This window comes from Rahnella sp. EDr1-12 (assembly GCF_049206505.1).
GTDB lineage: Bacteria > Pseudomonadota > Gammaproteobacteria > Enterobacterales > Enterobacteriaceae > Rahnella > Rahnella rivi.
On record NZ_JBLZNY010000003.1, the window covers coordinates 160,224 to 187,217 of the forward strand.

Annotated in this window: 30 protein-coding genes and 1 pseudogene; 20 read left to right on the top strand and 11 right to left on the bottom strand. The window is 52.1% G+C overall.

Annotated features, from left to right (window positions below; genetic code table 11):
- Positions 1-104: 104 nt before the first annotated feature.
- The 5 genes from ACO0U8_RS14635 (at position 105) to ACO0U8_RS14655 (ending at position 2,309) form a co-directional block, all read left to right on the top strand.
- Positions 105-758, top strand: coding sequence for a DUF1028 domain-containing protein (locus ACO0U8_RS14635; protein WP_421671079.1), 654 nt, complete (start codon positions 105-107; stop codon positions 756-758).
- A gap of 232 nt (positions 759-990) precedes the next feature.
- The gene (gene ycgZ, locus ACO0U8_RS14640; RefSeq protein ID WP_056773978.1) at positions 991-1,230 is read left to right on the top strand and encodes a regulatory protein YcgZ; all 240 of its coding nucleotides are present in this window, start codon (positions 991-993) and stop codon (positions 1,228-1,230) included.
- A gap of 154 nt (positions 1,231-1,384) precedes the next feature.
- Positions 1,385-1,708: a hypothetical protein gene (locus tag ACO0U8_RS14645; RefSeq protein ID WP_235533417.1), complete on the top strand. Its 324-nt coding sequence runs from the start codon at positions 1,385-1,387 to the stop codon at positions 1,706-1,708.
- A 16-nt stretch (positions 1,709-1,724) separates the two neighbouring features.
- Positions 1,725-2,024 (top strand): biofilm/acid-resistance regulator YmgB/AriR, encoded by a 300-nt coding sequence (locus ACO0U8_RS14650; RefSeq protein WP_371414322.1) that lies wholly within the window; start codon positions 1,725-1,727, stop codon positions 2,022-2,024.
- A gap of 27 nt (positions 2,025-2,051) precedes the next feature.
- A complete protein-coding gene (locus ACO0U8_RS14655) occupies positions 2,052-2,309 on the top strand; it encodes a biofilm development regulator YmgB/AriR family protein (protein ID WP_056773983.1) in 258 nt (85 codons plus the stop codon).
- 63 nt (positions 2,310-2,372) lie between these two features.
- On the opposite strand, the gene ACO0U8_RS14660 is transcribed toward ACO0U8_RS14655, so the two are convergent.
- Both ACO0U8_RS14660 and ACO0U8_RS14665 read right to left on the bottom strand, forming a co-directional pair.
- Positions 2,373-3,614: a diguanylate phosphodiesterase gene (locus ACO0U8_RS14660; RefSeq protein ID WP_421671080.1), complete on the bottom strand. Its 1,242-nt coding sequence runs from the start codon at positions 3,612-3,614 to the stop codon at positions 2,373-2,375.
- 123 nt (positions 3,615-3,737) lie between these two features.
- Positions 3,738-5,243: an FAD-dependent oxidoreductase gene (locus tag ACO0U8_RS14665; protein WP_421671081.1), complete on the bottom strand. Its 1,506-nt coding sequence runs from the start codon at positions 5,241-5,243 to the stop codon at positions 3,738-3,740.
- Positions 5,244-5,299: 56 nt separating this feature from the next.
- Here ACO0U8_RS14665 and ACO0U8_RS14670 point away from each other — a divergent pair, with 56 nt between their 5' ends.
- The 3 genes from ACO0U8_RS14670 to ACO0U8_RS14680 all read left to right on the top strand — a co-directional run bounded on the left by ACO0U8_RS14670 (position 5,300) and on the right by ACO0U8_RS14680 (position 7,955).
- Positions 5,300-5,794: a MarR family winged helix-turn-helix transcriptional regulator gene (locus ACO0U8_RS14670; protein WP_235533420.1), complete on the top strand. Its 495-nt coding sequence runs from the start codon at positions 5,300-5,302 to the stop codon at positions 5,792-5,794.
- A complete protein-coding gene (locus ACO0U8_RS14675; protein WP_421671082.1) occupies positions 5,791-6,075 on the top strand; it encodes a hypothetical protein in 285 nt (94 codons plus the stop codon). Before ACO0U8_RS14670 ends, ACO0U8_RS14675 begins: the two co-directional genes overlap by 4 nt.
- 326 nt (positions 6,076-6,401) lie before the next feature.
- Positions 6,402-7,955 carry a peptide MFS transporter gene (locus ACO0U8_RS14680; protein WP_122096655.1) on the top strand — a complete coding sequence of 518 codons (1,554 nt, stop codon included), beginning with the start codon at positions 6,402-6,404 and terminating at the stop codon, positions 7,953-7,955.
- A 95-nt stretch (positions 7,956-8,050) separates the two neighbouring features.
- On the opposite strand, the gene ACO0U8_RS14685 is transcribed toward ACO0U8_RS14680, so the two are convergent.
- Positions 8,051-8,569, bottom strand: coding sequence for a hypothetical protein (locus ACO0U8_RS14685; RefSeq protein WP_421671083.1), 519 nt, complete (start codon positions 8,567-8,569; stop codon positions 8,051-8,053).
- Between the two features lie 207 nt (positions 8,570-8,776).
- Between ACO0U8_RS14685 and ACO0U8_RS14690 the strand changes: the two are divergent.
- Positions 8,777-8,878: pseudogene (locus ACO0U8_RS14690) on the top strand (LysR family transcriptional regulator); the annotation flags it as partial.
- A gap of 58 nt (positions 8,879-8,936) precedes the next feature.
- On the opposite strand, the gene ACO0U8_RS14695 reads toward ACO0U8_RS14690, so the two are convergent.
- Positions 8,937-9,593: a TenA family protein gene (locus tag ACO0U8_RS14695; protein WP_421671084.1), complete on the bottom strand. Its 657-nt coding sequence runs from the start codon at positions 9,591-9,593 to the stop codon at positions 8,937-8,939.
- Positions 9,593-10,438 carry a BtpA/SgcQ family protein gene (locus tag ACO0U8_RS14700; protein WP_390976372.1) on the bottom strand — a complete coding sequence of 282 codons (846 nt, stop codon included), beginning with the start codon at positions 10,436-10,438 and terminating at the stop codon, positions 9,593-9,595. The genes ACO0U8_RS14695 and ACO0U8_RS14700 overlap by 1 nt, the downstream gene beginning before the upstream one ends.
- 27 nt (positions 10,439-10,465) lie before the next feature.
- Here ACO0U8_RS14700 and ACO0U8_RS14705 point away from each other — a divergent pair, with 27 nt between their 5' ends.
- Positions 10,466-11,332 (top strand): ribokinase, encoded by an 867-nt coding sequence (locus tag ACO0U8_RS14705; RefSeq protein WP_421671085.1) that lies wholly within the window; start codon positions 10,466-10,468, stop codon positions 11,330-11,332.
- Positions 11,333-11,374: 42 nt separating this feature from the next.
- Here ACO0U8_RS14705 and ACO0U8_RS14710 read toward each other — a convergent pair whose 3' ends face one another.
- Positions 11,375-12,325 (bottom strand): substrate-binding domain-containing protein, encoded by a 951-nt coding sequence (locus ACO0U8_RS14710; RefSeq protein ID WP_136375863.1) that lies wholly within the window; start codon positions 12,323-12,325, stop codon positions 11,375-11,377.
- Positions 12,326-12,685: 360 nt separating this feature from the next.
- Here ACO0U8_RS14710 and ACO0U8_RS14715 point away from each other — a divergent pair, with 360 nt between their 5' ends.
- The 6 genes from ACO0U8_RS14715 to ACO0U8_RS14740 all read left to right on the top strand — a co-directional run bounded on the left by ACO0U8_RS14715 (position 12,686) and on the right by ACO0U8_RS14740 (position 18,813).
- Positions 12,686-13,711 carry a LacI family DNA-binding transcriptional regulator gene (locus ACO0U8_RS14715; RefSeq protein ID WP_122096942.1) on the top strand — a complete coding sequence of 342 codons (1,026 nt, stop codon included), beginning with the start codon at positions 12,686-12,688 and terminating at the stop codon, positions 13,709-13,711.
- A 355-nt stretch (positions 13,712-14,066) separates the two neighbouring features.
- Positions 14,067-14,813 carry an ATP-binding cassette domain-containing protein gene (locus ACO0U8_RS14720; RefSeq protein WP_162237796.1) on the top strand — a complete coding sequence of 249 codons (747 nt, stop codon included), beginning with the start codon at positions 14,067-14,069 and terminating at the stop codon, positions 14,811-14,813.
- A gap of 19 nt (positions 14,814-14,832) precedes the next feature.
- Positions 14,833-15,834: an ABC transporter permease gene (locus ACO0U8_RS14725; protein WP_162997907.1), complete on the top strand. Its 1,002-nt coding sequence runs from the start codon at positions 14,833-14,835 to the stop codon at positions 15,832-15,834.
- Between the two features lie 3 nt (positions 15,835-15,837).
- Positions 15,838-16,920, top strand: a complete 1,083-nt coding sequence (locus tag ACO0U8_RS14730) for a phosphotriesterase family protein (RefSeq protein WP_056772444.1) — start codon at positions 15,838-15,840, stop codon at positions 16,918-16,920.
- 10 nt (positions 16,921-16,930) lie between these two features.
- Complete coding sequence (locus ACO0U8_RS14735) at positions 16,931-17,686, top strand: glutamine amidotransferase (protein WP_421671086.1); 756 nt, start codon at positions 16,931-16,933, stop codon at positions 17,684-17,686.
- A complete protein-coding gene (locus tag ACO0U8_RS14740) occupies positions 17,686-18,813 on the top strand; it encodes a M20 family metallopeptidase (RefSeq protein WP_421671087.1) in 1,128 nt (375 codons plus the stop codon). The genes ACO0U8_RS14735 and ACO0U8_RS14740 overlap by 1 nt, the downstream gene beginning before the upstream one ends.
- A gap of 236 nt (positions 18,814-19,049) precedes the next feature.
- Here ACO0U8_RS14740 and ACO0U8_RS14745 read toward each other — a convergent pair whose 3' ends face one another.
- From ACO0U8_RS14745 to ACO0U8_RS14755, 3 genes are all read right to left on the bottom strand, one after another.
- Positions 19,050-19,445: a VOC family protein gene (locus ACO0U8_RS14745; RefSeq protein ID WP_122096647.1), complete on the bottom strand. Its 396-nt coding sequence runs from the start codon at positions 19,443-19,445 to the stop codon at positions 19,050-19,052.
- Between the two features lie 62 nt (positions 19,446-19,507).
- Entirely contained in the window at positions 19,508-20,341 is an 834-nt protein-coding gene (locus tag ACO0U8_RS14750; protein ID WP_421671088.1) for an SMP-30/gluconolactonase/LRE family protein, read from the bottom strand.
- Between the two features lie 11 nt (positions 20,342-20,352).
- Positions 20,353-21,219, bottom strand: coding sequence for an SDR family NAD(P)-dependent oxidoreductase (locus ACO0U8_RS14755; RefSeq protein WP_421671089.1), 867 nt, complete (start codon positions 21,217-21,219; stop codon positions 20,353-20,355).
- 142 nt (positions 21,220-21,361) lie between these two features.
- On the opposite strand from ACO0U8_RS14755, the gene ACO0U8_RS14760 reads away from it, so the two are divergent.
- Both ACO0U8_RS14760 and ACO0U8_RS14765 read left to right on the top strand, forming a co-directional pair.
- On the top strand, positions 21,362-22,255 hold the full coding sequence (locus ACO0U8_RS14760) for a LysR substrate-binding domain-containing protein (protein WP_421671090.1): 894 nt from the start codon (positions 21,362-21,364) through the stop codon (positions 22,253-22,255).
- 150 nt (positions 22,256-22,405) lie between these two features.
- Positions 22,406-22,924 carry a ClbS/DfsB family four-helix bundle protein gene (locus ACO0U8_RS14765; RefSeq protein WP_421671091.1) on the top strand — a complete coding sequence of 173 codons (519 nt, stop codon included), beginning with the start codon at positions 22,406-22,408 and terminating at the stop codon, positions 22,922-22,924.
- Positions 22,925-22,957: 33 nt separating this feature from the next.
- Here the strand turns inward: ACO0U8_RS14765 and ACO0U8_RS14770 are convergent, their stop codons facing one another.
- Positions 22,958-23,416: a GNAT family N-acetyltransferase gene (locus ACO0U8_RS14770; RefSeq protein WP_421671092.1), complete on the bottom strand. Its 459-nt coding sequence runs from the start codon at positions 23,414-23,416 to the stop codon at positions 22,958-22,960.
- A gap of 106 nt (positions 23,417-23,522) precedes the next feature.
- Here ACO0U8_RS14770 and ACO0U8_RS14775 point away from each other — a divergent pair, with 106 nt between their 5' ends.
- Together ACO0U8_RS14775 and ACO0U8_RS14780 are read left to right on the top strand one after the other, a co-directional pair.
- On the top strand, positions 23,523-24,998 hold the full coding sequence (locus tag ACO0U8_RS14775; RefSeq protein WP_421671093.1) for a PLP-dependent aminotransferase family protein: 1,476 nt from the start codon (positions 23,523-23,525) through the stop codon (positions 24,996-24,998).
- A 368-nt stretch (positions 24,999-25,366) separates the two neighbouring features.
- Entirely contained in the window at positions 25,367-26,116 is a 750-nt protein-coding gene (locus ACO0U8_RS14780; protein WP_056772482.1) for a helix-turn-helix transcriptional regulator, read from the top strand.
- Here the strand turns inward: ACO0U8_RS14780 and ACO0U8_RS14785 are convergent.
- Positions 26,088-26,708: an acyl-homoserine-lactone synthase gene (locus ACO0U8_RS14785; RefSeq protein ID WP_122096641.1), complete on the bottom strand. Its 621-nt coding sequence runs from the start codon at positions 26,706-26,708 to the stop codon at positions 26,088-26,090. The genes ACO0U8_RS14780 and ACO0U8_RS14785 overlap by 29 nt on opposite strands.
- Positions 26,709-26,994 lie beyond the last annotated feature (286 nt).

A 26,994-nucleotide genomic window follows, 5' to 3' on the forward strand; every position in this document is an offset into this window, starting at 1 on the left:
TTTTGGGAAATCAGGCGTTGTCCTGTTTATTATTTATGCGTATAAATAAACTGAATTGCAATAATTTATACGCATAAATTTAACCAGACCGTCACGGAGTATTTATGACCTTTTCGATCGTCGCGCGCGATCCGCTCTCAGGGGCGCTGGGCGTCGCTACCGCCACCGCCGGTCCGGCAGTGGGGGCGCTGGTGGTTCACGGGCAGGCGCAGTGCGGCGCGATCGCCACCCAGGCAATGACCAATCCGCTTTATGGCGGGCAGGGGCTGGCGCTGTTGCAGCAAGGTGAAGACGCAGCCAGTGCGCTGAACATGATCCTTGAAAACGATGCCGACGCGGCCAAAAGGCAGGTGCTGATCGTCGACAGTCAGGGCCGCTGTGCCCGGTGGAGCGGCGCCGAGTGCGGTGGCTGGGCGGGAAGCCTTGAAGGAGCAGGGTGCGTGGTCGGTGGCAATTTACTGACGGGGGCGAAAACGCTGGAGGCGATGCTGGCCACTTATCAGGACCGTGACGGCTTGCCTCTCGCCGATCGCCTGCTGGCGGCGATGAACGCCGGGGCGGCCGCAGGCGGTGACCGTCGCGGGCTGAAATCCGCTGCGCTAAAAGTCTGGTGCGACCGGCAGTATGCCAGCGTCGATTTGCGCGCCGACTGGTCGGATTCACCGCTGGAGATGCTGGCGGAAATTCTGCAACAAACCCGCGCGCCCGCGCATGCTGACTTTTTCGCCGCACTGCCGAAAGGGCAATCAGGCGGTTAAATCGATACAAGGATCGTAGCAAAGACAGGTGACGCTTTTTTACGCGGAAACGGCTTTGCAGAAAAATCCGAGAAACACTTAAATTTCAGCCAGTTATGACAATGCTGTTGCCAGATAGTTTCATTGCTAGCTTTTTTTTCCTAAAATACCTGTACAACTTTGCATATCTTGTATAACTTTATGGTCACACCAGCAATTATTATTCACACACGTATTAACATAAGGGTTAATCATGCGACAGAATAAACTCAATCCATCGTCTTCTGACACATTTTCTTCACTGTACACTCAGGTTTTTTCTGAGGAAGAAACGATGGGCCGCGTTGTCGTTGAAATTCTGGAAGCAGGCAAAAACCTTAATCGCAAAGCCTTATGTTCCAAGCTTTTAAGCCGCGTGGAAATGGCCGGAAGTGAAGCGGAGGAGAAGCATTATATGAAGCTTATCCACCTGGTACTTGAACGCGATTCTTAATGTCGGGCAGTTATTTTATTAAGTAAAGATTGGTTATATTAGCTATTCAGTTCGACATATTATGCGGGCCTGATTTATTCATCGCCTTAAAACCCTTTACCGCTTACGGCGCAAGGTAATAACTCTGAACCTGAAGCTAATCTGCCGAGGCCTTATGGCCGGCGTAAATTCAGAGGCTGATAATATGTACAGAAGTAACGAAGAAAAATTGACGGACAAACTGATAGGTGAGGCCGTTGTTTCTTTGCTCAAAAGCAAAAAACAAATATCGACCGATAAACTCATTGCGCAATTACAGTATATGGCTGTAAGTGCGGATTCCATTAACCGAAAAAGCGCGTGCGAACAGGTTATCAACGAGATTCGCCATAACATTGCGCAAAAGCGCGGGCAAATCAGTTATGAGGTTCGTGACGTCGACAATGTTCGACACTTTTTCAACGCTGAAGGGCCGTCCGATGACAAGAAAAAACATTGAGCCATCTGATTCTGTTATGACTCATTACAACGAAACGATGCCCTCAAACCACTCTCATTCGATGATTGATTCAGCCAGTCATACGGTGATGTATAAGCATTTCGAGAAAGCCGGTGAACTTTACTCCAGCGAAACCGAAGTGCTGGGTGCGGCAATTCGCCTTATTCTGGCAAGCAACGGTGTGGTGACGAATAAAGCCATCATTTTGCACCTGATTAATCAACTCGAAAGTACATCCGATATCGTGCAACTGGATGTTCTGCGTAAAACCCTGGAATTAGTGGTGGGATACACCCCTGATGATTCCGGCTTTTAATTAAACTCAGTGACGGAGAGTACTAAAATGCAAGACGTGTCTTATACTCATGTGAAATTGGCTGATTATATTCTGACGGAAGATCCTGAGCTTCTGGTGGGTAATGAAACAGTCATCCGTATCTACAATACGTTAAAAAGCCAGACAGGGCATGTCACCCACAAAGATATTATTCTTTGTCTGATTCAGAAGATTGAACAGGAAAGTGACGCGGATAAGCAGGATGTTTATTTAGAAGCGCTGGAATATGTGGTTTACCGCACCTCGGACGATGATATTGAATAAGCGTTCCCGGACATGTTTTGTCAGTCCTGATGCAGGGACGTGTTTCCACGACCCTGCATGCCCTTAAAAATTCTGATTGAGTAACTGATCTTCCTGCAAAATTTCAGGCCAGGCGACCACCGGCAGGGCATTAACCCGTGGCGTGGTAAACAACTCACCCTGAAAATTACATATCCCTGCGGCATCCAGCCACATCCATTCTTCCGGTTTTTCCACACCGGTCGCAATCACCGATATCTCAAGTGAAGAACAGAACCTGATGATCGCCTGCACAACCGCTTGCTTCGGCCCGCTGGTGTGAACGTCGCAGATGATATTACGGTCAATCATGATGCTGTCAGGCTGGCACTGCGTCAGCAGCAATAACCCCGCCGATCCCGCACCAAAATCATCAATCGCCAGACGCATTCCCGAGGCTTTCAGCTGTTTCATTGCTGCGTTGAATTTGTCTTCGCGGGTAATGACACCGTTCTCGGTGATCGCAACGACAATCTGCTCCGGCACCAGACCGTTCGCCGTGATCTCCTGAATCAGAAACTCAACGGCATCGGGCACCATCACCAGCGTCATGGGCAGGAGTTTGATCGTCAGCGTTTTACTGTTCAGCCCCATCTGATTGGCCAGCGCGAAGGCCAGCTTTTTAGATTTAAGATCTGCTTCATAAATGGTCATGCGCGAAAGCTTAGAGAAATAGCCCATCGGCGAACCACCGTCCGGCCCGCGCAGGGTCGCCTCGTACGAAATGATCTCACGGCTCAGCGGATCAATAATCGGCTGGAACGCAAAGCTGTAGTCCTGCATTTCCGGAAAGATAAATTCTACTTCAGCTTCCGGCTGTTCTTCAGGCAGAAACGACCAGGTGCCCGCAGGAAGAATTTCGAGATAATTCTCCTTTTCACGCGCCTGCACAAAAGTGCATAAGAACTGCAATGCGCGGTCATCATAGGTCAGCTGATATTTCGACGTTCCCTTATCCAGCACCGCCTGAAGCACCACATCTTCATGATGTGATCGCAGATCAAAAAGTTCCATACCGACATTACCGAACCGCCGGGAATGCGCATAATCTCGCATCAGTTCGACGACGTTATGGTGCCGGCGGTCCTGACTGATGGTGTAATAAAGCGCATCGACCGCGTCTTCGGGCCCTTCCAGCAACTGGAAGAAATGCGTTCCGTCAAAAAGCAGGATACCGGTGATACCTGACAGTTCATTCTTAAAACTCGCTTGTGTCACCAACCCCGCAAGGGAGGCGGACTGAACATGCTCGCTGACATGACTGCGATAAACGAGGGTTAACAGCATTCGATCTTCCAGTGTGAATCTTCTCAGAAGCGACACAATATCAGATAAATTTTTGTTATGGAAAATTCTTGATCGATCAGATTTTCTTAACTTTTATTTTGCAAACGCCCGCCGCCCCGCCTGTTAATGCTTTCCCTGATGGGTCAAAAACTTAGCGAAATACTCTTCGGGAAACGCGCTATTTTTCGCCGTCACGATGGCGGCAATATACCCGTCAGGGCGCACCAGCAAAACCTCACCCGCAACAAGATCGTACGCCTGATTAAATTCCCCCCATTCATCCGTCAGATCACCGCCCGCGCCCAGTATATGTACGTGTACGCCGGGGTGAGGGGCGATCTGCCCGGCAGGGATTTCCACGCCGAGTAACGTCCAGTGGGTTCCTTTTAGCAGATCAAACAGCCGTACGCTTTCGCCGCCTGCACGGCGAACCCGCGCATCCGGCGCACGGTCACCGGCGAGGAGGGTACGCTGACGCCCCGTGTCTTCCTGCGCAAGGGAAGAACCGGCGTAGCCGATATCCAGCTGATGCACTTCGCGACCGCGCCGCATGTCACCGCGTTTCTGCGCTTCCAGAAGGTGCGTCGCCAGCCCGAGCATCGCCGCCGCGACAGGCCTGCGTTCTTCCTCATAGGTATCGAGCAGGGCATCCGGCGCGCCACCGGCAACGGCTGCCAGTTTCCAGCCAAGATTATAAGCATCCTGCACGCTGGTATTAAGCCCCTGTCCGCCGGTTGGCGGGTGAACGTGAGCCGCATCGCCGACCAGTAAAATACGGCCAACGCGATACTGCTCTGCCAGCCGCGCATTCATGTTGTAGGCCGATGCCCAGGAAACTGACCGGATACGAATATCACTGCGCCCGGTGCGTTCTGCGACGAGGGCGTCTAACCCTTCGGCGGTTAAATCAATCTCGCCCTGAGCAGGTACCGGCCCCTGCACCTGGAACAGGTCGGTGCCGGCGAGCGGGCAGAGCATTATTTGTCGCGCCATATCGCCCTGATGAAAACAGTGCCAGGCATCGCGCGTTAATCCGCTGAGCGTGACATCGGCGACGATCGCCCGCACCCCGAGCGTTTTACCGGGGAAGGGAATGTCCAGCGCCTGCCGTATCCTGCTGCGGCCACCGTCAGCCGCGACCAGCCAGCGCGCAGACAGCGTTCTTTCCTGCGTATCGCTGATGACTTTTGCAATTACGCCCTGTGCATTTTGTTCAACACCGATCAGTTCGCAGCCAAATTCAGGCTGATGCCCCAGCCCGAGTAACCGTTCGCGCATGATCCGTTCGGTCATAAACTGCGGCACCATCAGCGGGTGCGGATAAGGCTCGGCAGGCGTCGGCGGTGCGTGCTCAATCACCTCTTCATCGCGGTAGCCGCCCCCTTCAGCGTAATGGCGCATAGGCGGATAAACGCCTCCGGCGGCCGCGATCTGTTCGAGAATACCCAGATCCTCGAATATCTCCAGGGTACGTGGCTGAATGCCTTTGCCCCTGGAACCACCGAACGGCGCCGGGCTCTTTTCTATCAGATGAAAGGCAATACCCCGGCGCGCCAGTTCGATAGCCAGTGTTAAACCTGCCGCGCCCGCGCCGCAAATCAGCACATCTGTCTTGAATATTTTTTCCATCGCTCACCTCTTATGTGTAATATGCACACATTAGTCAGAGGGGAAGACCATTGTCAATTAAAAACGTGCAAAATACACATATTGAAGAAACACTCCGCGAACTGCACGGGGCGTTGCTGGAAATCGTCGGCGTCATGAACCGCCCGCAGCGTGACGAAGCGATGATCCGGGAAGCCGGTATCGCGCTGGATCGTGCGCTGTTTCCGCTGTTAGTGCTGGTGGAACGGCTCGGCCCGATCGGCGTTGTCGAGCTGGCAGACAGAGTGGGGCGCGACTACACCACCGTCAGCAGGCAGGTGGCTAAAATGGAAACGCTCGGGCTTATCACCCGGCAGGCCAATGCCAGCGACCGCCGCGTGCGCGAAGCCGTTGTGACTGCGCAAGGTAAAGCCATGACCGCACGCATCGATGAGGCGCGCAACAGAATTGCTCAGGGTATTTTCTCCCGCTGGGAAAACGAGGATATTGTCGGACTGGCGCGACTGATGCGCAGATTTGCTGACGACATAAAAGACGAAGCGCCGGTCAATACACAGGATCAACCGTCATGAACAATACAAGCTGGCATTGGGGAACGCAGTTTCAACTGGATAGCATAGTGGTATTTACGGTGTTGCTGCTGATTGTCGCCACGTTGTGGATACGGCTTTACCGGCACACGCGGGAATGGTTAAAGAGCGCCAGACCCGTCGACGCGCACCGGGCGGCCCCCTCTAAAACAACACTGTTACGCGGCTACGGCAGAACACAGCTTTTCGGGGAAAGCGTTGTGGCAATTCTCGTCACGCTTGTGGTGTTTGCGCTGATGCTGAACCTGAGCGGAGGGTGGTGAGATTGAAAGCAGCCACCGGAGTGGCTGCTTTTTGCGTGTCAGTTTTTCAGGAAGAGTCACTCGCTGAAAGAAAATCACCCACATGAATACGTGATAATTAGACTATTCATCGCATTTATACCTATTCCGTACGCAAAATAACCGCCGTAACGTCTTTAAAAGTGGACAATCGTCGACTTTTCATCTTAAAGTCCTGCCCTCAGCGCCAAACAATACCCGTATTCAGCAATGATCTTAACCTGCTGAGTCTTCAAGAGCGGCTGCATGACAGCCGCCGGACAGGGCGCTTTGCACACACATTCCGACCGACTTTCTCTGGAGAATTTATGCATTCCTCTGTTAACAAAAACGAGAGCCGAACCTTTTTCGGCCATCCATATCCGCTGGGTTCACTGTTTTTCACTGAGATGTGGGAGCGGTTCTCGTTTTACGGGATTCGCCCCTTACTGATTCTGTTTATGGCCGCCACGGTTTACGACGGCGGCATGGGTCTGGCGCGGGAAAGCGCGTCGGCCATCGTCGGTATCTTTGCAGGCTGTATGTATCTCGCCGCGTTGCCGGGTGGCTGGCTGGCGGATAACTGGCTCGGGCAGCAAAGAGCGGTCTGGTACGGTTCGATTCTTATCGCGCTCGGGCACTTGTCCATCGCGTTATCCGCTGTGCTGGGCGACAACCTGTTCTTTATCGGCCTGATGTTTATCGTGCTCGGCTCCGGTCTGTTCAAGACCTGTATCTCGGTCATGGTCGGCACGCTGTATAAAAAAGGGGATGCGCGTCGCGACGGCGGTTTTTCGCTGTTCTACATGGGCATCAACATGGGTTCCTTTATCGCGCCGCTGATTTCCGGCTGGCTGATTAAAACCCACGGCTGGCACTGGGGCTTTGGTATCGGCGGTATCGGTATGCTGGTGGCCCTGATTATCTTCCGCTTTTACGCCGTTCCGGCAATGAAACGTTACGACAGCGAAGTCGGGCTGGATTCCACCTGGAACAATCCGGTGGCGAAGAAAAAGGGTGTTGGCGGCTGGCTGCTGGCACTGGCGGCGGGTGTGGTTGTCGTGGTGACGCTGATCGCGCAGGGCGTGATTGTGATCAACCCGGTCGCCGTCGCCAGTACGCTGGTGTACGTGATCGCCGCGTCGGTCATCCTCTATTTTGTCTATCTTTTCTTGTTTGCCGGTCTTAACCGCAAAGAACGGGCGCGCCTGCTGGTGTGCTTCATCCTGCTGGTTTCCGCCGCTTTCTTCTGGTCTGCGTTTGAGCAGAAACCGACCTCGTTTAACCTGTTTGCGAACGACTATACCAACCGCATGATCGGCGATTTTGAAATTCCTGCCGTCTGGTTCCAGTCCATCAATGCGCTGTTTATCATTCTGCTGGCACCGGTATTTAGCTGGGCATGGCCAATGCTGGCACGGAAAAAAGTGCGTCCAAGCAGCATCACTAAGTTCATCATCGGCATTCTGTGTGCGGCGGCGGGCTTTGGGATCATGATGCTGGCGGCGCAAAACGTGCTGAACAACGGCGGAGCAGGGGTGTCACCGTTGTGGCTGGTGGGCAGTATTCTGATGCTGACGCTGGGTGAACTCTGTCTCAGCCCGATTGGGCTGGCGACCATGACGCTGCTGGCGCCGGAAAGAATGCGTGGTCAGATGATGGGGCTGTGGTTCTGCGCCAGCGCGCTGGGTAACCTCGCTGCCGGTTTGATTGGCGGCCACGTCAAAGCCGATCAGCTGGACATGCTGCCGAATCTCTTCGCGCGTTGTTCCATCGCATTGCTTATCTGCGCTGCCGTGCTGTTCCTGCTGATCATTCCTGTCCGACGGATGCTGGAAAATGCCGACGTTAAGACCGAGCAAAAACCTGTCAGCCATGCCTGAGGCGTAAACGCTGTTGCGCGCAAATAGCCGCTCAATAAGGTAATCCTTCACTGAGGCAGATCGAAAGATTTGCCTCAGTCATTTCCGGCCAGCCCCTACCTGAAACTCCACTGCACGCTGATGACAAAAACAGACGGAATAATGATCCCGCTTTCCACCCCGAAATAGTCGGTGAAGTTGTATTGAATGGCGTGATAGATGTAAGGGGAGAAGCCAATGCCGGTGACTTTCTTAAAATCGTTGTAGGAGCCATGGTCACCGCAATCCTTGAAGGCATTAAAAAAGAACTCGCCGGTATAACCATAAACGCCTTTGAACACCCACCCCGACTCCCCGGATGCCCAGTCCCTTCTCAGCCCCATCGCGATACAGCGATCGCCAAAACTGTTATCCATCGTGCCCAGCAGGGCGCTGTATTTGGAGTCTTCTGAGAATTTTCTTTCAACAGACATGAATTTATTGTCGAAAAACTCATTGTATTGCCCGTAGTTGCCGGTCAGATGGTAGACAAACGAACCGGTGTTGAAAGAGTATAAATTGATTTCGCCCGCGTGGATCCCGACGGTAACGATCAGTAAGAACAAACAGAAAATCTGGCTAATATTTTTTAGCATGTTGAATAATCTCTTTGATTACTAAGGCGTAATTTTTTACGTGCGGTAACGTCCACGGGTGTAATAGATCGCACACTTATTATTTTAAGACAGGATGGAATTTTGTCCAAAACGGGCGGGAAGACGAGGAGATGAGTCACTTCACGAAGGGGCTGGAGCACTGTGCCGGAGACGGAGAATACAGCGCAAAAATCCTTAAAGACCACTCCCGTGTCCATTTTGTTCCCTGACCGGCGTTACCTTTCACCGAAAGTCCGGGTATTTATCGACTGGTTCGCGGATGTCTTTGAAAAGAAGTATCAGTCTTAAAGGCGATGATGTGGCCGCATCCATGCGGCTTTTTTGCGACAGAAGCTTTCGTTTCAGCTTAACCAGCGGGTTTATCCCAATACGCCGCACTGTGAAAATCAATCTCCCACGTCAGCACCTGGCCGTATAACGCGGAAAGCGCTTGCTGCTGTGCGGTACTCAGCGTTTCGGCACAGCGGTCCAGCTCCGTTTTCAGCCAGCATGCCTGCTGATAAAACGACTCTTCGGCATGCAGTTCGACCCAGCGGCGGAGATCCTCATCAATCTGCGTTTTCTCACTCACGCGTTTGCACCAGGCGTAGTACATCCATTCCGCGCCAAACATCAGCGTGATGATTTCTTCATAGCTGCCACGCTGCGCCACACTGAGCATGTTGTCGCTGAAGTTTCTCACGCCGGGAAGATCGTCGGGATACTCTGCCGGGTTCACCTGCCGCTTTGCCAGTACGGTTTCAAACCAGGCGATCTGCGTATCCACCAGCGCGTTCAGCACTCCAATCAGCCAGCGTTGCGGGCGGATATCCGGTGCTTTACTGATGCCCAGCGCAAAGATAGCGATCGCCGTGGCGACAAACTGACCTTCGAAAACCAGATAACGGTTAAACACAGCGGCGGGCAGCGTATCGCGCTCAATGTCGCAGACAAAGGGATGTTGCTGCATCCTTTGCCACACATTGTGATGGTTGCGCAAAAGCCGGTCGGTGAAGGTTTCCATCACTCATCCTCCAGCACGGCGCGTGCGGCTTCCATGAAATGTTTCACCCGTGCCAGTTCGACGTCATTCCACCACACGCCGTCCACTTTTAATGCGCTGGCGACGATCACACCCTGAGTACGGGTGAGGATTTCCCCGACGTTGTCCGGCGTAACGCCCGACCCCACCAGCAGAGGCAACTCGGTTGCGCTGCGGATTTCGTCGATCTCGCTCAGGGTGGCGGTATCTCCGGTGCGCTGGCCGGTGGCGATCACTGCATCCGCCTCGAAGAAATCGACGTCCCGCGTCAGCTCTTTGATGGAGCGGTCTGCGACAATGGCGTGACTGCCGTGTTTGACGTGGCTGTCAGCGAAAACGCGGATATGCTCGGCACGCAGCAGGCTGCGATAGCGTAACGCTTTTGCCGCTGCGCCTTCGATGAAACCTTCGTTGGCGATATACGCGTTTGCCCACTGGTTGACGCGCACAAAATCGGCTCCACCGGAGAGCGCGGTTGCCAGCGCGGGGATCGCGGCATTCGCCAGCACGTTGATGCCCAGCGGCACATCAAAGCGGGTGCGGATGCGGTCGGTGATTACCGCCATCAGCGCGGAAGTTTCAGGGCCGATATCTTCGGGTTTGGAAAAAGGAATGTCGCCGTGATTTTCAATAATCAGACCATGCACACCGCCGGAAATATAATTATCAGCATCTCGCAGTGCACGCTCAATAATATCACTGATTGATTTGCCGCTGTATTTTGGTGTGCCAGGGAAAGGGTCGCAATGAATAACACCAATCACGGCTTTCTTACGTGAAAAAATAGCTTGTATTGCGTTAACTTTTTCTGCTGATATAGAAACCATCTTATTCATCCTGTTCAAGGAAACACTATGCGTGTTTATGTTATCGGTAATATTACTGTCGATGAAAACTGGGCGATTGCCGATATTCCCACAAAAGGTTCATCCATTCATGGAAATAAAGTCTCGCAAGACATTGGCGGAAAGGGGGCTAATCAGGCAATCCTGCTTTCCCGCTGTGGAATAAACACCACCTTAATTGCCGCTATGGGAAATGACGTCAATGGCCGCTGGATGGCGGAAAAAATTCGTCACGAAACCCTGCGTCATTTACCCGTCTCTTTTTCTCCCTGTAACAGCGATATGTCGCTGATATTTAATTGTGCCGATGGCGACAATGCCATTATTACTACCACCACTGCAGCGGATTCCCTCACCGCAGAAGCCATCACTCTGGCGCTGGCAGATGCCGTGCCCGGCGACATGATGCTGATGCAGGGTAACTTCTCGTTTGAGAAAACCCGCCATCTGTTCCGGCTGGCGAGAGCACGCGGCATGACCACTGTGTTCAATCCATCGCCGGTGAAACCTGACTTCTGCCACCTCTGGCCGTGGGTAGATATCGCCGTGCTCAATCAGCTGGAAGCGGAGGAATTGCACCCCACCGGCGTTAAAAATCTGGTGATAACCCAGGGCGCGCAGGGCGCCACACTGCTCACGGATACTCAGCAAACGTTTTGTCCGGCCGCGGTGACTCAGGCGGTGGATACCACCGGTGCGGGCGATACCTTTCTGGCCGTGATGCTGGCCTCATCGCTGCTGCGCAACAGCGGCATTGATGAACTGGCCCTGACACACGCCAGTCAGGCCGCCGCCATTACCGTCAGCCGTTGGGGTACCTACAGCGCGTTCCCCACCTGTGCCGAACTGCACACCTTACTGAACCCTGCCCCCTGAAACGCCAGCACCGACCCGCATAATGCGGGCCGGTATCCGGTGTTATTTAAACAGTGAGCGATAGGTATCAACGTTGGTTTTGGTGACCACGGTGGCCGGTACCAGAATTTTCTTCGGTACGGTTTTCCCTGCGGTGATGTCGTTTAGCGCCTTCAGTGCCTGAGCGCCCATTTGCTCAGGATCCTGTTGCAACACTGCCGCGACGTAACCGCCATCAATGCCACTGATGGCTTTCGCCGTCAGATCCCAACCAAATACCTTGATATCTTTCTGACGTCCCTGGTTTTCCACCGCAGCAATCGCGCCCAGCAATGCCGGTTCACCCGTGGCATAGATGGCGGTGAGGTCAGGGTTGGCCGTGATGAGGTTTTCCGCGGCGGTCATCGCACTGTCCTGCACGTTGCGGCCATCCACCACATCAGCCACGGTGATCTTCTTGTTAGCTTTGAGGGTGTCTGTGAAACCTTTCTGGCGATCGTTTTGAATGGCAGAGTTCAGCGCACCCACAATGCCGACGTGCGCTTTGTCATTCATATTTTTTTTCACGTATTCAAGGAAGTATTTACCGAGGATCTTACCGCCTTCGATATTATCCACGCCGACCTGCGCCGCCTGCGGCCCGTCCGGCAGCACGGCATCAATGGCGATCACCGGAATGTGCGCCGCTGCCGCTTCCTTAATGGCTGGCATAATACCGTTGACGTCGATGGCATCGACCAGAATGCCTTTCACACCTTGCTGAATATAGTTTTCGATAGCGTCATTCTGTGCCACCGGATTATCCGTGGCATTAAAAATTACCAGATTTTTGCCGCTGGCCTTGGCTGCGTCCGTCGCGCCTTTATTCATGAGATTAAAGAATAACGCCTGCTGGTTAATTTGCACCAGGGCATAAGTGGGTTCTGCGGCTATTGCACCAGACATGTAAGTACCTGAAGCAAATAATGCTGTGACGAGCGCTAAAACACGAAATTTTCCGGTGTTGAATATCATTGTTTTTGTCCTCATTGGGATTGAGATATAACCAGCATTGCCCGGGCGAATAATCGCTGAGCACAGAATGTGTTGGCAGGACAAATAGCAAAGTGATCGTCGTAAACCTGTTAAAAAAACAGGCTGATTGCTGAGGCCGGTAAAAAAGCATTTAAGCAACCGGTCCGTTTCGGTGCGTGGATAAAATGCGCTTTACCGGTTGGGAATTGCTTCCCGGGTGGTGCAGGTAAACTGGCTATTACAATTCTCTGACTCGGATTTTTTGTCAAGTGCTATTTTTTTGCGTCGCGTTGAGGGCGGAAAATGCTATAACAATCACGCTCAATTATGTTACTGATACCTTTTATCCAACGTGGCCTGATGATGAAAAAACGCGTGCTGTTATCCGATGTGGCAAACCTTGCCGGTCTTTCCAAGGCCACCGTGTCGCGCTACATGAACAACAGCATCGTATTGCCTCAGAACACGGTCAGCCGGATTGAATCCGCAATCGCACAGCTCGATTACCGGGGGAACAGCCTTGCCCGTCGCCTGAGCAAGGGCGGAAGCGAAACCCTCGGTCTGGTGCTGTCGGACATCACCAACCCCTTCTTCGCCGAACTGGCGGATGCGGCCGAAGAGGCGGCGTTCGAACACGGCTACAGCCTGGTTTTATGTATCACCCGCAACAATCCCGAGAAAGAAAGTCAGTTTATTCGCTGGCTGGATACCTGCCAGGTCGATGGTTTGCTGTTTGCCACTAACCGACCGGATAACGGATCGCTATGCAAAGAAATCCAGCGCCATCAGCGCATTGTCCTGCTCGATGAAGATATTCCCGGCAGTTTTGCGCCGAAGGTTTTTGCCGACAACGTGCAGGGTGGCATGCTCGCTACACAGGAACTGATTGCCGCCGGGCACCGCGACATCGCCTTTATCGGCGGGCCGGACGCACTGATGAGCGTGCGCGAACGTTATCAGGGCTTCTGCACCGCGCTGGCGCAGGCCGGTCTGAGCTGTCCGCCGGAGTGGGTGATGTATGGCGACTACCGGCGAGAATTCGGTCAGCGCGCCTTGCACAAGCTGTTCAGCCACACAAAACGCCCGACCGCCGCGTTCGCCGCCAGCGATTTTCTGGTGCTCGGCCTGCTCGATGGTTTGCGCGATTTGGGTCTGCGCGCGCCGGAGGCGCTGTCGCTGGTGGGTTTCGATGATGCCAGCTATGCCGACTTCACCCAGCCACGGATCTCCACCATCCGCCAGCCCGCACGGGAACTGGGGCGGACGGCGGTCAGCCTGATGTTGCGGCTGCTCAACGGCGAAGAAAATGTCCCCGCTGAAACCCGTCTGCCCGTTAGCTGGGTAGGGCGTGATTCCATCCAGCAACGCTCACCCGATCCAAAATAGCGCAAATTGCGCACGATTTTAGCGCATGAAGTGTTCGCATAGCCTGATCGGGTAAACCGGTTTACCTCGCGATTAAAATTTATTCATCGCAATTACAGACAGTTAAAAATCTTCGATTCCCCTTTACCTGCGCTCTGGCATGGAAGCTGCTTAGTTCACTGTGGCTAACAAGTAGTGAAGCGTTTTGTCCCACGGGCACTGGAGACAGTTCTGTTATTCAGGTAAACCGGTTTACAAGGATGTAAGCCGTGAATAACAGAACCTTTTTCTCCGCGCCATCCAACCCCTAATAACCGATATCGGGTGACAGGAGTTCCAGATGCAACAGGCTAAACCCGGCATACCGCGGGTAGAAATGGTCAATATCACCAAGACTTACGGGTCAATTCGTTCACTGCGCGGCGTGAATCTCAAGCTGGAACCGGGCGAAGTTCTGGGGCTGGTGGGGGATAACGGCGCGGGGAAATCGACGCTGACCAAAGTGTTGTCCGGTGCGGTTGTACCGACCAGTGGCGCTATCCGCGTGGATGGCGAAGTGATGCACTTTACCAATCCGGCGGATGCCCGCCGCTGCCATATCGAGATGGTGTATCAGGATCTGTCGCTGTGCGACACCGTGGATGTGGCCGGTAATTTATTCATGGGGCGCGAGCCGCTGAAACACGTGCTCGGCATTCCCTTTCTTGACCAGACAAAAATGCACGCTGATGCACGCGAGATGCTGAAAGGGCTGGGAATTTCGATCCCTGATACGCATCTGCTGGTGCGCAATCTCTCCGGCGGACAGCGACAGGCGATTGCGATTGCCCGCGCTGCCGCGTTCGACCCGAAAGTGCTGATTATGGATGAACCGACCGCTGCGCTTGCGGTAGCCGAAGTGGAAGCGGTGCTGGAGTTGATCCGCCGCGTCAGTGCCAGAGGCGTTAGCGTGATTTTAATCACTCACCGGTTACAGGATCTGTTCCTGGTCTGCGACCGCATCATGGTGATGTACGAAGGCACCAACGTCGCGGACCGCAGGGTGGCCGACACCAGTCTGGGAGACATCGTCAATCTTATTGTCGGTGAGAAATTCACCGCGCAATCTGCCGCCGCGCATTGAGGTAAACAGGATGAGTATGATCAATTTAAGCGGTTCACGTGTTATCCGGCATTCGCTGCCGCGCCGCATACTGCACAACCACTCAGGCGTGGTGAGCATTGCGCTGTTTTTTATCTTCTGCTGCGTGGTGTTTTCGCTTATCACCAACAACTTTCTCAGCAGCGCTAACTGGCTGAATATCGTTCGTCAGAGCGCACCGCTGCTGATCGTCGCGACGGCCATGACGCTGGTGATCACGACCGGCGGTATCGATCTGTCGGTCGGCTCGACGCTGGCGCTGGTCGGCGCGCTCTCCGCGATTGCGCTGAACTACTGGGGGTTGCCGTGGCCGGTTGTGTTAATCGGCGGACTGGTGCTCGGCGGGCTGGTGGGAGCGATAAACGGGTTTTTCATCGCCTACGAGGGGATTCCGGCGTTTATCGTGACCCTCGCCATGCTGGCGGTGGTGCGCGGTGTTGCACTGCTGATTACCCAGGGTTATTCCATACCGATCCCGCAAGACAGCCTCTTCGCCTTTATGGGACGCGCCTGGGTGGTCGGCATTCCGATGCCCGCGCTGATTGCCATTTTTGCTCTGGGTATCGGACATATCGTGCTGAATCACATGCGTTTTGGCCGCTACGTCACGGCGATTGGTGCTAACGCCGAAGGCGCACGCCGCAGCGGAATCAACACTAAGGCGGTCACGATGCGCGTGTATATCATCAGCGGCATGGCGGCCGCACTGGCCGGGATGATTATTACTGCACGTCTTGGCAGCGGATCGTCGAATCAGGGCGAAGGGTTTGAATTGCAAGTGATCGCCGCCGTTGTTCTCGGCAGCACCAGTCTGTTCGGCGGTTTCGGCACCATCATCGGCACGCTGCTGGGCGCGATGTCGATTGCGATTATCCAGAACGGCCTGATTTTGTCGCACATTTCCCCGTTCTACACCCAAATCGCCACCGGGACGATCATCCTGCTGGCCATCTGGCTGAACACCCGCATTCTCAACCCGGCGCGAACGCCGTCGAAAGGATAGCCAATGAAAGGGTCTATTTTTCGCCACGCGGATCCCTTGCCGGTCGGCATTGGCAGCGGTCATGTGATGACCGTACTCGGGCCGCTCCCGTTAGCCGAAATGGGCGTCACGCTGATGCACGAACATATTCTGCTGGATGCCTCGGGCAAGTGGGTCGCGCCATGCTGTTGCAGCGATCGCCACGTCGCCGAAATGCCGGTGTCTATCGAGAATCTGGGTGAACTGTCGCTCAATCCGCTGATGAGCCGCGATAACTGCCAGCTGTTTGATGTGGATGTGGCGATTGAAGAGCTGATGAAGTACCGCGCGCTGGGCGGGCAAACGGTGGTCGATCCCACCAATATCGGCATCGGGCGTGACCCCAAAGCGTTGCAACGGATTTCGCGCCTCACCGGCCTCAATATTGTCATGGGCACCGGCCTGTATCTTGAGCCGTCACACCCGGAATGGGTGAAAAGCATCTCGCTGGAACAGCTAACCGAAAAGCTGATTTATGACGTCGGCGGCGCAGAGAATAAGCCGGAAGTCATTGCCGGGCTTATTGGCGAAATCGGTGTTTCCAGCCGCTTTACGCCGGATGAGGAGAAATCGCTGCGCGCCGCAGGCCGGGCGAGCGCGGCTACCGGCGTGCCGATAGAAGTGCATCTGCCGGGCTGGGAACGCCTCGGCCACAAGGTGCTGGATATCCTCGAGCACGAAGGGGCGGATCTGCGCCACACCGTGCTGTGCCATATGAACCCGAGCTTTGCCGACAAACGCTATCAGCGCGAACTGGCGCAGCGCGGCGCGTTCCTCGAGTACGACATGATCGGCATGAGCTACTACTACGCCGATGAATCTGCGCAGTCGCCGTCGGACGAAGAGAACGCGCGGGCGATCCGCGAGCTGATTGATGATGGTTTCATCGGACAAATTCTGCTGTCGCAGGACGTGTTTTTAAAAACCATGCTGACTCGCTACGGCGGCCACGGCTACGGCTACATCCTGAAGCATTTTGTTCCCCGTTTGCGCCGGCATGGCGTCAGCGGCGAGCAGCTTGAAAACATAATGATTAATAACCCGCAGCGTGTCTTTGGCGGAGAATAAGGAGAGAGTGATGAACAAGAAAATCCTGCTGGTCGGTGAATCCTGGACCAGCACATCCACGCATATCAAAGGTTTCGACCAGTTTGCTACAGCAACCTGGCACAACGGCGCGACCGATTTTCTCGCCGCGCTGGCGGACAGCCACTACGACATCACGCACATGACAGCCCACGAAGCGCCGGTCAGTTTTCCGCTCACGCTGGCGGAATTACAGCAGTGGGATGCGATCATTCTTTCGGATATCGGTGCCAATACGTTGCTGCTGCACCCGGATACCTGGCTTAAAAGCCAGCGCACCGCCAACCGCCTGACGCTGATCCACGATTACGTGGCCGCAGGTGGCAGCCTGATGATGATCGGCGGCTATTACAGTTTCCAGGGGATCAACGGCGGGGCGCGTTATCACAATACGGCGGTGGAAAAGGTTTTACCGGTGCGCTGTCTGGCCTGGGATGACCGAATCGAAACACCGGAAGGCATCTATCCTGAGATCAAGGAACCACACGCGGTATTCAGTGATATCGCCGGTGACTGGCCGTGGTTGCTGGGCTACAACGAAGTAGAAATGCACCCGGAAGGCAAACTGCTGGCGACCGTGGCCGGGACGCCGCATCCGCTGGTCGCGATACGGGAATATAAGCAGGGAAGATCGCTGGTGTGGACCAGTGATATGTCCGCGCACTGGCTGCCGGCTGAATTTGCCGCCTGGCCGGGCTACCGCCAGTTATGGGTGAATTGTCTGGACTGGCTGACGGAGAACGCTTGATGACCGGCGCTACCTTGTCACTGGCACAACAACTTCTCGGTTTCAACACCATCAATCCACCCGGCGATGAGGCGGCCTGCATGGCGTTTTTTGCCGACTGGCTGCAGGTGCAGGGTTTTGACGTTACGCTCAGCGGCTTCGGCGAAAAACGTTTCAATCTGATCGCCCGTCTTCACGGCAGCAAACCGGGCAAACCGCTGGCTTTTACCGGGCATCTGGATACCGTGCCGTTAGGTAATCAGACCTGGCAGTACGATCCGTTCGGTTCTGACCTGACGTCTGACCGGTTGTACGGTCGCGGTTCGAGCGATATGAAGGCCGCCGTTGCCGCGTTTGCTGTGGCCTGCGTGACACATCAGGCCGCCATCCGGGCAGGAAAGGGCGTGGTGATGATCATTACCGGCGGAGAAGAAACCGGCTGTGACGGCGCAAAAGCGCTGATCGACGCGGGCGAACTGCCGCCGGTGGGCGCGTTGATCGTCGGGGAACCGACGGCCAACTATCCGGTCATCGGCCATAAAGGTGCGCTGTGGTTGCGCTGTGAAACGCGCGGAAAAACGGCGCACGGCGCGATGCCTGAGCTGGGGATCAACGCTATTTATCTCGCCACCGAAGCGCTGGGGAAAATCCAGCATTTCGAACCGGGCGCGGCTCACCCGCTGATGAAAAAGCCGACGCTGAACGTCGGGCGCATTCGTGGCGGGCTGAATATCAATTCGGTGCCTGATCACACCGAATTTGATGTGGATATCCGTACCGCGCCAAATCTGCAACATGCGACCATCCGGCAGAATCTCACGACAGCACTGGGTGACAACGTCACTATTTCAACGCTGGTGGATTTACCCGCAGTGCTCAGCCCGCAGGAAAACGGCTGGATAAGCGGCGTTTACCGGCGTTGTCAGAAGCTGCACTCCGCCACGCTGGAGGCGAAAATCATGCCGTACTTCACCGATGCGTCACTGCTGTTACCGGCGCTCGAGCATCCACCGTGCATTATTCTCGGGCCAGGTGAACCGGGCATGGCGCATCAGACGGATGAATATTGTCTGCTGAGCCGTCTGGAGGAAGCGGAAATTATCTATGGTGAGCTGATTACGGACTGGCAGAGTTCGGAGGAAGTCTGAAAGGTAGTCTGCGGCCGGCAATGCATCATGCCGGTCGCAGTAGCGGTATAAAGATGAAAGACACTATCGAAAAAGTAGAAGCTGTAGTTCGCCGTAACTAAGTACGTATAATGTATATTATGTTAAATGACTGGTGCGTTTAATCATTTCAGGTGTGGAATTTCGCATTCCCCCCTTCGATGCATTGAATTTACGTTTGGGAAAAATTAAATATAACCCCCGTCCACAAACTGAACTCAGACCTTGCCCCAGTGCATGTTCTGAATAACAACCCTATATCCATCCATATCCTGGAAGGTCACACCCTTGCGGTCCCAGTAGGGATTAAATGATTTAACTCTGGCGAAGCCAGCATCATCCATATTTGCGCAGGTGGTTAGCCAACTGTCTTTCTCAGGAAAATATAGAACCAGGAGATCTTCATCAGAAGGCGAAGGTAACACTGGATGTGCATGACACTGAGTGAATTCAAGGTGCCAGGGTAAACCATCCATCCCTAACATGTATCCGCTGAATCCATCGTGATCTGTAAACTCACCGATTTTTTCTAATCCAAGCCCGTTACAGTACATTGCACAACTTTTGCTGAGTGTGCTGACTGGTCTGGCTATCCTCATATGCTGCAATGCCATAAATACCTCTCTTTTTTATTTCTATTTATCATAACTGGCACAAAGCAGTCTGCAAAACACACTCACCGTTCCAGTGCACGCCTGTAGTCGATTCTCAGCAAAGCCCCTGAATAAGGCATCGTTTCTAAAAGCGTTTCCGACAGTCCTAGTCGTGCTGAGGTGACATACAGATAACGATCATCATCTGCAAAGGAACAACTTGTCGGTCGCTGAACCGGAAGATGAATCCATCGCTCGATTTCTCCTTCCGGAGATATCCGCGCGACGGCAGCCCCGTCAAAGAGAACACTCAGGAGAAATCCATGCTGATCAACGATAAGTCCGTCAGGCTTACCCTTTTGGGGATGAATGCTGATAACTTCCCTTCTATTACTGACCTCGCCTGAGCCGGGGTCGTTATCATATCCGTAAATGACGCCACGCCGGGAATCCGTCACGTAGAGTGTTTTGCCGTCGGGGCTCCAGGTCATTCCATTGATAAGCGTGAAACCAGAATCGACGGTGTGCCACTTACCGTCTGGATCGAGACGATACAAATAGCCTGAACCGTCTTTCAGTTCTTCATTTATCAGCCCAACCCACAGGCGGCCTGCGGAGTCCAGGCTCGCATCGTTGAGACGAAAGCCCTCCTGTGCGTGTGGCGCAGTGGCGATCCTTCGCCTCTTCCCTGCTCTGTCTATTAGCTCAACATGGCAACCCAGGCCAATAATCAACTCACCGGTATTTTTCTCCACGACAAACCCCAGCGGCCCGGGCATGGCATGTGCCACATTCCGGCCCGTTGCGGGATCAAAAAAATTGAGAGAGCCCCGAAGAGTATCAACCCATAAAAGCCGCGCTCTTGAGCGGCTCCAGAGGGGTGACTCGCCCAGTACGGCCTTGCCTGGAAATGCCATCGTTACGCCATTCACTGTCGCGTTTCCACATGAGGTATCGCGATCGACTGCCAGTTCTGCGCAACTTCCTGAGCGGTGGACGCTTTCACAGCGCGAAGATTTCGCGGATAGTCCACACCGGCAGCCTCCATCATTTTGGTTGCATGGAATTGCCCGTTCGCGGCGCGCAGGATCCATCCTCCTTCGGTGCATTCTGCTGAGGCAAGATAGGCCACTCCCGGTGCCACTTCCGAAGGGTGCAGTTCGTCAGGTTCTCCCTCAATTCCCCACATCCGTGTCTTGGCGACGGGTGATATGGCATTGACGATAATTCCATCGTTTTTGCCTTCACTGGCAAGGACATGGGTAAGTCCTATTACCGCCATTCTGGCTGCCGCATAGGAGGCAAGACCCTGCTGAACATACTGCGGATAGAGTGCCCGGCAAGATGTCGTCATGATGATACGGCCATAGCCCGCAGCTTTCATCGCAGGCCATGCCGCCTGTGCAAGCCAGAGAGGTGCCTTAGCGGCAATGGCCATCATATGATCAAAAGAACGTTCCTCTATTGACTCGATATTCTCGTACGCCACCCAACCCGCGTTGTGGATCACAGCATCCAGCCGGCCTGCGACGTTAAGGGCGTCTGCACACAATTTATGGCAGCTCTCGCGTGAGGCCAGATCCCCTGGGATCGCGTGTACATTCAGCCCTTCCAGCCGAAGTGTCTCTGCCGCCCTTTTTGAAATATCAGGATTGGCCCCCTCCCCGTCAGAATGGGCACCGATATCCTGAATCAAAACCAATCCGCCAAGCTGACCAATACAGCGGGCATACGCGAATCCCAATCCGCGCCCCGCACCGGTGATAAGCACTACCCGACCTTTAAAATCCACCATGCACCCCTCGCCGTTTCCATTCAGTTATTGTGAAAACAACATAGAGTGATACCTTTGATATATAAAATACTCTTTAGGTGGCTTCTTAATACTTTAATTGTATCGTGAGAAGATTGACTCAATCACAAGAAGGATGGCGGAGATGGCGGCAGTAAGTCGGGCACAGATCACTTTACGCAGAATGGAGCAATTCATTGCTGTCGCGGAGGAGTTACATTTTCATCGGGCGGCAGAACGTCTGAACATGTCGCAGCCTCCGTTGACCAGTGCCATACAGAAGCTGGAGGAAGATCTCGGCGTCACTCTTATCGAGCGTGGTAACCGCGTACTTGGCCTGACGCCTGCGGGAGAAAAGTTTGTCAGTGAGGCACGCAAAACCCTCCGACAGGCTGAAAAAGCCATTGTTTCTACGCTGGATGTGGCTGAAGGTCGAACGGGTTTTTTACGCGTGGGTTATGTAGGAAGCGCACTTTATGGCCGGTTGCCCGATATTATTCGTGAATTCAGGGCAAGCCATCCGAAGGTACGGCTTGAGTTGCGAGAGGCCACAACCGCCGCACAGATTGCTGCGCTGCGCGACGGGACGTTAGACATCGGTGTACTGATCCCCCCTGTTGAAAAAGCTGATGACATCGAACAGGTAAATTTCGACACTGATCGTCTGTGTATGGCTATCCCAAAAGATCATCCTTTGAGTAAGCGCTCAGACCTTACGCTTGCCGCGCTTGCAGGCGAACCCTTCATTTTGTGGCCAATGCCTGAGGGGCGAAGCTTTCATTTGCAGGTTATCCGCCTGTGTGCTGAAGCAGGCTTTGTGCCGCTCATTACTCAGGAAGCTCACGGGATGCATGCCGTGCTGTCACTGGTGTCTGTTGGAGGAGGCGTATCTGTCGTTCCTCAAAGTATGAGCGGCTTTCGCGGTGACCAGATTAGCTATCACCCCTTATCAGGCCCTGGAATTGAATTCGACCTCGTCATCGGCTATCGCCATTTGTCACCCTCGGCACGCGCCTTCGTTCTTTCTACCGTTGAGTAGCGGCGGGGAAATCTCTGGGCAACAGTAGTCATTTTTCGCTATGGGGAAAGAAGACAAAGGGGGATTATCTCAGGCAGGAAGTGCATAATTTATTGATAGTGAAACATCACATAGCGTTTTTATAGTTTTCTGAAGCGGGGGTAACTCAGTATGAATGTGCCGCAGACAAAATCCGAATTGCTTTTAGCCATTGATAAAAATTTCAATAAATTAATCAGCTATCTCAATGTCATTCCCCCTGAACTCATCTCCGATAATTCAATGGAAGGACACAGCAAGGGCACTGAAATGAGTATTCATGATCTGGTTTCTTATCTGATCGGCTGGAATACTCTGGTTGTAAAGTGGATTACTTACGATGAGAAAGGATTGCCCGTTGATTTTCCTGAAACCGGTTTTAAGTGGAATGAACTTGGGCTTCTGGCGCAAAAATTTTACTCTGATTATCGCGAATTGAATTACAGGGCGTTAATTACTGAGCTTGAGTCAGTAAAAGATCACATAGTGAAACTTATTGATGAACGCACTGATGACGATTTATATGGTAAACCCTGGTACACAAAATGGACTATGGGGAGAATGATATCATTCAACACATCCTCACCCTATGCCAATGCTAATGGCAGAATAAGAAAATGGGCGAAAAATAATAATATCAGCTTGAAATAAAGAACGCTGAGTACTTCTCCCCCCTTTTCTTGTTTAGAGAGGTAATCTGTACTCTATGACACCTGGTTTCTCTGCTACCCGGTCATAAAGTCGCTGCGCGGTGACGTTTTTTTCCTGTGTATGCCAGTAGAGTCTTGCACATTGTTTCTCGCTGGCCTTTTGTTTAACGTATTCGATAAGATGTTTTCCTATATTTTTGCCCCGGGTATTTTCGGCAACAAAAAGATCTTCCAAATAACAGAATTCATTTACAGACCATGTTGAACCATGAAAAACGTAGTGAACGAACCCGAGAATTTCCTGCCCTTTCTTTGCCACTGCGCAATACATCTCTTCATCAGGATTTAAAAAACGTTTCCATGTTTCATTTGTGATGTCTTCAGACAACTCAACCTCATAAAACGCCTGATAGCTCAACCAGTACGTCAGCCACCGGGAGTAATCCATTTCTTCAACGGGTGCCACTACTATTTTTAAACTTTCATCTTTCATATTAATGCCTTATCATAACCTCACGAATTTGTGGATGAAAGAGTAACCCGCGTAGTGGTATCATAAAAGGTACACTTTATTGATAGTTTATGGGTCCACTTTGGTCATGAAGAAAAATGCTGCCAGCTTCCCGAGTTTATTGCTCAAAAAAGGAAAAATTAAAGAGCAGTTTTATTTGGCTTTAAAAGAAATGATATTGAGTGGTCAGCTTAAATCGGGAAGGAAAATCCCCTCCAGCAGAACACTTTCTGAGATGATGTCTATTTCAAGAAACTCGGTTTTATCTGGTGTAGAACGCCTCATTGATGAAGGTTATCTCATAACCAAAAGCGGGTCAGGAACTTATGTCACAAACACTATTCCTGATGAAGTGATTCAAATTAAATCCATCTCAGCTCATAAAAATCCAAATAGTGAAAACAATGTAAATAATCTCAACCCTCATATGAACGTTATGAAAAGAGTATGGGATATGACCCGCCCACACTCCGGAAATAATATGCTATTTAATATCGGCGTGGGATGTGTGGATTTGTTTCCGTATGAACTTTGGGGAAGATTATTGGGAAGGATCTGGCGTCAGTTTCGCCATCAGGATTGGGAGCTCAATGAACCTTTGGGGTATAAACCATTGCGGTCGGCGATTTGTGAATATGTTCGCACCACGCGTGGCGTAAATTGTTCTGATAAACAAATAATAATTTTAAATGGGACCCAACAAGCGATCAATCTTGCCGCACAGGTTCTTTTGCAAAAAGATGACGAAGTTTGGTTAGATGAACCAGGATATGATGGTGCTTTAGGCGCATTTACCTCCGTGGGTGCAACAGTTCGCCCTGTCGTCAGTGATCAGGATGGCATGGATATTTCCTACGGCATAAAACACTGGCCATCTGCAAAAATGATTTTCACTTCGCCCTCCCACCAATTTCCTCTTGGCGGCACACTGAGTTTATCCAGAAGAATGGCTCTGCTTGACTGGGCATCTGAAAATAAAATGTGGATTTTTGAAGATGATTATAACAGTGAATTCAGATATACCGGTCAGCCAATACAAGCTCTCCAGGGACTGGATAAACAACAGAGGGTAATATATGCGGGTTCATTCTCTAAAATGATGTTCCCGGGTTTTAATTTAGGATTTCTGGTTGTGCCGGAGAATTTAGTCGAGTCTTTTAAGATTGCTAAATATTATGCAGATACTCGGACGTCTTATTTAGAGCAAATCATACTTTCCAGCTTTATTTCTGAAGGACACTATGCACGGCACGTCAGGCGGGTGAGAAAAGCATGCTACGAACGCCAGCGGGTTATGATTGAAGCCATACAGTTACATTTACCCGAAATTATGTTCGCCAAACCTTCAGATTCAGGCATTCACGTTGTCTGTTGGTTATCGGAGAAAATTGATGAATCTTATGTGATTGATCAGTGCCGTAAAGTGGGTTTAGGGGCACAGCCTCTTTCGCGATATTGCCAGACACCCCCAACAAGCCAGGCCATCCTGCTGGGTTTTGCTGCGCACTCACCCGCAGAAATCGTTGAAGGTATAAAAAAACTCGCTCAAATATTCACCTGTTAATACCCGTTCCTCTCTTTTTCCTTAAACCAATGCGCTTACGGATATGCCCGCTGAGAGACAAATTTACTCGTCTTTTCGTCGGGTTACTTTGGCAAAAAAAAAAGCACCCAATGGGCGCTTTTGTATCAAAAAAATTTTATATTCTTAAAATTTAATTTATTATGTTTTTTTACAACGAGTGTTTCCCTGGTGTTGGCCGTCCATTGGCCTCCTCACACATTGTTCGGAGCAGTGTGTGAGGTTTCTTTTTCGTTGATGAAAGTATCATTCATAGTAATGGGCCGTAAGTTATACTTAAGTCCTGAAAAAACCTGTACTTAAGTATAGATGTCGGCATTAAGGGATAAGCAGCCCCTCAGGGAGTCAGTATGTTTAGTGCTTTTGAACAAAATCACACGATCACTGAAACATTGAAAGATTATATCGAGCGGAAACTGTCTCCGCTTGGCAGCCCCGACTACGCGTATACGGTCGTGAGGAAAAAAAACCCTGCAGAAGTCCTTATCATCTCAAGTTATCCTGATGAGTGGGTCAATCTCTATCGGGCCAACAACTTTCAGCTTACCGACCCGGTAATACTCACCGCATTCAAAAGAACCTCTCCCTTTGCGTGGGATGAAAACATCACGCTGATGTCTGACCTGAAATTTACAAAAATCTTCACCCTTTCAAGGCAGTACAACATTCTCAATGGCTATACCTTTGTGCTGCATGACCAGATGGGAAACCTGGCATTGCTGTCTATCATCATTGCCGACCACAGCCAGCAAGAGTTGGAAGAGCGACTTACTTCTGAACGTGGGAACCTGCAGATGCTTCTCATCGATATAAATGAACAGATGTATCGGCTTGTTGGCGGTTTATCAGCCCGCGGGCGTCAAATTACGGCAAGAAAGGAAAATAACATTTTCACCATCCGTGAAAATGAGGTGCTTTACTGGGCCAGTATGGGGAAGACCTATGCAGAGATTGCGACGATTATCGGCGTTTCAGTCAGCACGATAAAATTTCATATGGGAAATGTCGTTGCTAAGCTGGGTGTCAGTAACGCCCGCCAGGCAATCAGGCTGGGCGTTGAACTGGAGCTGATTATACCGGCAGCGTCAGCGGCCAGGTAAACACAGAGGCTGTTTGGCCGTTAAGTCCTCTGGCCATGATCCGCTGATCGTCCTCTCCGGCAGGAAGGTAGATCAGATAGATGCGTTCCCGTTCGCTAAGAAATGCCTCTTTAAGTGTCTGTATTTGCCAGCCTGAGCGCTTCAATATCGTCAACATGGCACGGCTTACGATGGTATAAATACCGGTATGTCCGTTGTCCTGAGCCCAGTTTATCATGGCAAGAAAAAGTACCTGACTCACAGGATATCGTTCGCCGAGAAGCTCCCGGGCCCGCAATTTGTCGACAAAAAAACGGCTCGACTCAACGCCCGCAGAAGGAAGCGGGATCGAATCAAAACACGCGCGAAACGTGTGAGTTATCATGTTTGGCTGGTCGAGAGGGGTAAAGCGCACGCTGCAAATGAGTTTCCCCTTATACAGCCCGAGAATATAGCGTGTTGAGTCATTATCGAACTCATCAAATTCCATATCTTGTTGGCAAACAACTTCCCATCCCAGACGATCACTGAAAGTTGTTTTTCTTAGCCGGTAAAGCTCATCTACTCTGGTCATTCTGAGCTCTTCATAGCTCACGTCAAACAGTTCAAGCATCCCATCACCCTGTTATTAAAGCGTTGTTTCCCGTAAACCGTACATCATTATCCTACAAAACCGGGTAACCGCCGACCCGAAAATGAACGGAATAACTGGAAGTTATTAAAATAATAAATATCTCATCAAACCTCGCTAACAGGGAAGTTATCGTTCCGATCCCGCCTTCGCAACAATACCTGCGCGTTTATTGATTTGACTCAAATCTGAGCAAAGCGTAATCCGCAGGCAGATCTGGGTGGCGCCAGGCGCCATTTTGAAGAAACAAAATGATTGACGGTGATTG

Bases quoted from the DNA above. Each gene is read 5' to 3' on its own strand.
- ACO0U8_RS14770 (WP_421671092.1), bottom strand. From the start codon at position 23,416: ATGAAAGATGAAAGTTTAAAAATAGTAGTGGCACCCGTTGAAGAAATG.
- ACO0U8_RS14665 (WP_421671081.1), bottom strand. From the start codon at position 5,243: ATGGAAAAAATATTCAAGACAGATGTGCTGATTTGCGGCGCGGGCGCG.
- ACO0U8_RS14645 (WP_235533417.1), top strand. From the start codon at position 1,385: ATGGCCGGCGTAAATTCAGAGGCTGATAATATGTACAGAAGTAACGAA.
- ACO0U8_RS14745 (WP_122096647.1), bottom strand. From the start codon at position 19,445: ATGGCATTGCAGCATATGAGGATAGCCAGACCAGTCAGCACACTCAGC.
- ACO0U8_RS14775 (WP_421671093.1), top strand. From the start codon at position 23,523: ATGAAGAAAAATGCTGCCAGCTTCCCGAGTTTATTGCTCAAAAAAGGA.
- ACO0U8_RS14760 (WP_421671090.1), top strand. From the start codon at position 21,362: ATGGCGGCAGTAAGTCGGGCACAGATCACTTTACGCAGAATGGAGCAA.
- ACO0U8_RS14780 (WP_056772482.1), top strand. From the start codon at position 25,367: ATGTTTAGTGCTTTTGAACAAAATCACACGATCACTGAAACATTGAAA.
- ACO0U8_RS14765 (WP_421671091.1), top strand. From the start codon at position 22,406: ATGAATGTGCCGCAGACAAAATCCGAATTGCTTTTAGCCATTGATAAA.
- ACO0U8_RS14705 (WP_421671085.1), top strand. From the start codon at position 10,466: ATGCGTGTTTATGTTATCGGTAATATTACTGTCGATGAAAACTGGGCG.
- ACO0U8_RS14685 (WP_421671083.1), bottom strand. From the start codon at position 8,569: ATGCTAAAAAATATTAGCCAGATTTTCTGTTTGTTCTTACTGATCGTT.
- ACO0U8_RS14755 (WP_421671089.1), bottom strand. From the start codon at position 21,219: ATGGTGGATTTTAAAGGTCGGGTAGTGCTTATCACCGGTGCGGGGCGC.
- ACO0U8_RS14715 (WP_122096942.1), top strand. From the start codon at position 12,686: ATGATGAAAAAACGCGTGCTGTTATCCGATGTGGCAAACCTTGCCGGT.
- ycgZ (WP_056773978.1), top strand. From the start codon at position 991: ATGCGACAGAATAAACTCAATCCATCGTCTTCTGACACATTTTCTTCA.
- ACO0U8_RS14650 (WP_371414322.1), top strand. From the start codon at position 1,725: ATGACTCATTACAACGAAACGATGCCCTCAAACCACTCTCATTCGATG.
- ACO0U8_RS14680 (WP_122096655.1), top strand. From the start codon at position 6,402: ATGCATTCCTCTGTTAACAAAAACGAGAGCCGAACCTTTTTCGGCCAT.
- ACO0U8_RS14785 (WP_122096641.1), bottom strand. From the start codon at position 26,708: ATGCTTGAACTGTTTGACGTGAGCTATGAAGAGCTCAGAATGACCAGA.
- ACO0U8_RS14740 (WP_421671087.1), top strand. From the start codon at position 17,686: ATGACCGGCGCTACCTTGTCACTGGCACAACAACTTCTCGGTTTCAAC.
- ACO0U8_RS14655 (WP_056773983.1), top strand. From the start codon at position 2,052: ATGCAAGACGTGTCTTATACTCATGTGAAATTGGCTGATTATATTCTG.
- ACO0U8_RS14730 (WP_056772444.1), top strand. From the start codon at position 15,838: ATGAAAGGGTCTATTTTTCGCCACGCGGATCCCTTGCCGGTCGGCATT.
- ACO0U8_RS14635 (WP_421671079.1), top strand. From the start codon at position 105: ATGACCTTTTCGATCGTCGCGCGCGATCCGCTCTCAGGGGCGCTGGGC.
- ACO0U8_RS14660 (WP_421671080.1), bottom strand. From the start codon at position 3,614: ATGCTGTTAACCCTCGTTTATCGCAGTCATGTCAGCGAGCATGTTCAG.
- ACO0U8_RS14695 (WP_421671084.1), bottom strand. From the start codon at position 9,593: ATGGAAACCTTCACCGACCGGCTTTTGCGCAACCATCACAATGTGTGG.
- ACO0U8_RS14710 (WP_136375863.1), bottom strand. From the start codon at position 12,325: ATGATATTCAACACCGGAAAATTTCGTGTTTTAGCGCTCGTCACAGCA.
- ACO0U8_RS14720 (WP_162237796.1), top strand. From the start codon at position 14,067: ATGGTCAATATCACCAAGACTTACGGGTCAATTCGTTCACTGCGCGGC.
- ACO0U8_RS14675 (WP_421671082.1), top strand. From the start codon at position 5,791: ATGAACAATACAAGCTGGCATTGGGGAACGCAGTTTCAACTGGATAGC.
- ACO0U8_RS14700 (WP_390976372.1), bottom strand. From the start codon at position 10,438: ATGGTTTCTATATCAGCAGAAAAAGTTAACGCAATACAAGCTATTTTT.
- ACO0U8_RS14735 (WP_421671086.1), top strand. From the start codon at position 16,931: ATGAACAAGAAAATCCTGCTGGTCGGTGAATCCTGGACCAGCACATCC.
- ACO0U8_RS14750 (WP_421671088.1), bottom strand. From the start codon at position 20,341: ATGGCATTTCCAGGCAAGGCCGTACTGGGCGAGTCACCCCTCTGGAGC.